Origin of the sequence: Methylorubrum podarium, from assembly GCF_022179745.1 — a bacterium.
In the GTDB taxonomy this organism is placed as follows: Bacteria; Pseudomonadota; Alphaproteobacteria; order Rhizobiales; family Beijerinckiaceae; genus Methylobacterium; species Methylobacterium podarium.
Genome location: NZ_BPRD01000667.1, coordinates 1 through 1,603, shown reverse-complemented (window position 1 = coordinate 1,603; position 1,603 = coordinate 1). Strand labels below are relative to the sequence as shown.

Here is a 1,603-nt window from a genome sequence, read left to right as displayed (position 1 = left end):
CGCCCATGGTCGGCAGCGGCAGCAGGGCGGGGGCGGCGTTGCGGCTCTCCGTCACCGTCGGGCCGATGGCGATCGGCAGCGGGCGCTTCGAGATCGCCGGCCCGAGGCCCACGAAATGGCCGCGGGCGAGATCGCGAAAGGTCTCGGCCTGGCGGCGGTCGAGACCCAGGAGGTCGGCGGCGCGGGCCATGTCGATGTCGAGGAAGGTGCGGCCCATCAGGAAGTTCGAGGCTTCGGCCGCGACGTTCTTGGCGAGCTTGGCCAGACGCTGCGTGGCGATGATGCCGGCGAGCCCCCGCTTGCGCCCGCGGCACATCAGGTTGGTCATGGCGCCGAGCGAGAGGCGGCGGGCCTCGTCCGACACCTCGCCCGCGGCTGCGGGTGCGAAGAGCTGCGCCTCGTCCACCACCACCAGCATCGGGTACCAGAGCGCGCGGTCGGCATCGAACAGCCCGCCGAGGAAGGCGGCGGCGGCGCGCATCTGGTCCTCGGCGTCGAGGCCTTCGAGCGAGAGCACGACGGAGACCCGGTGCTCGCGCACGCGGGCGGCGATGCGCAGCAACTCGGCCTCGTTGCCGTCCGCCTCGACCACGACGTGGCCGTAGCGCTCGGCGAGCGTGACGAAATCGCCTTCCGGGTCGATGATCGCCTGCTGTACCAGCCCCGCGCTCTGTTCGAGCAGGCGGCGCAGCAGGTGCGACTTGCCGGAACCGGAATTGCCCTGGACGAGGAGGCGCGTCGCCAGAAGCTCGGTGAGGTCCATCGTCCCGGGCCCGTCGCCGGCCCGCCCCAGATCGATCTCGTAGCCCATCCCGTTCCCCGCTGGCGCCCACGCTTCCTAACATGCGCGGGGCGGCCGGGGTCCGCGGCGGGCGGAGCCGTCCACAGGCGGGAGGCCGGGAGCCCTCGTCGTCATCGCGACACAGGATCGCGATCCAGGGCGCGATCTATCCGGAAACAGCGATCCCCGGATGGCTTCGGCTCCACCTTGCCATGACGGATGTCGATCAGAACTCCAGATCAAGGTCCGGAGAAACACTGCCCCTCAGGGCATGAAAAGTGCGGACGAAGTCAGCCTCTTCGTCGAGCCGCCGCCTCGCCAAATGGTGCAGCGCGATCGCCCCGGCCGTCGCGACGTTGAGCGAGTCGAAGCCCGGCGCCATGGCGATGCGGACGCGGCGCGCCCGCGCCATCAGCGTCTCCGGCAGGCCCGGCCCCTCGGTGCCGAGCAGCAGCAACGTCCGGGCCGGCGCCTCCAGCGCGTCCAGCCTCTCGTCGCCGCCGGGGGTGAGGGCGAGCGGCATCAGGGCGTGGCGCGCGGCGAGATCCAAGAGCGCCGCCCCGCTCGCCGCGCGGGCGAAGGGCACGGTCAGCGCCGCGCCGGCCGAGACCCGGATCGCCTTGCGGTAGAGCGGGTCGCAGGTCTCGGCATCGAGCCACACCGCGTCGGCGCCGAAGGCGGCGGCGTTGCGGAACAGGCCGCCGACATTGTCGTGGTTGGTCAGGCCCACGAGCCCGACCACGAGGGCCGGGGCCGGTGCGGGCGGGATCAGCGCCTCGGGCGCCGGCGCCGCGCCGCGCAGGCCCACCGCCAGCACGCCGC

Annotated in this window: 2 protein-coding genes; both read right to left on the bottom strand. The window is 73.0% G+C overall.

Features of this window, described 5'->3' with window-relative positions; translation table 11 throughout:
* Positions 1-811: helicase HerA domain-containing protein (locus tag MFF42_RS25565; protein ID WP_238258774.1), on the bottom strand; the 811-nt coding region annotated here is incomplete at its 3' end.
* Positions 812-1,007: 196 nt separating this feature from the next.
* Positions 1,008-1,603 (bottom strand): TrmH family RNA methyltransferase (locus MFF42_RS25560; RefSeq protein ID WP_238258773.1); only part of this gene is annotated, 596 nt, incomplete at its 5' end.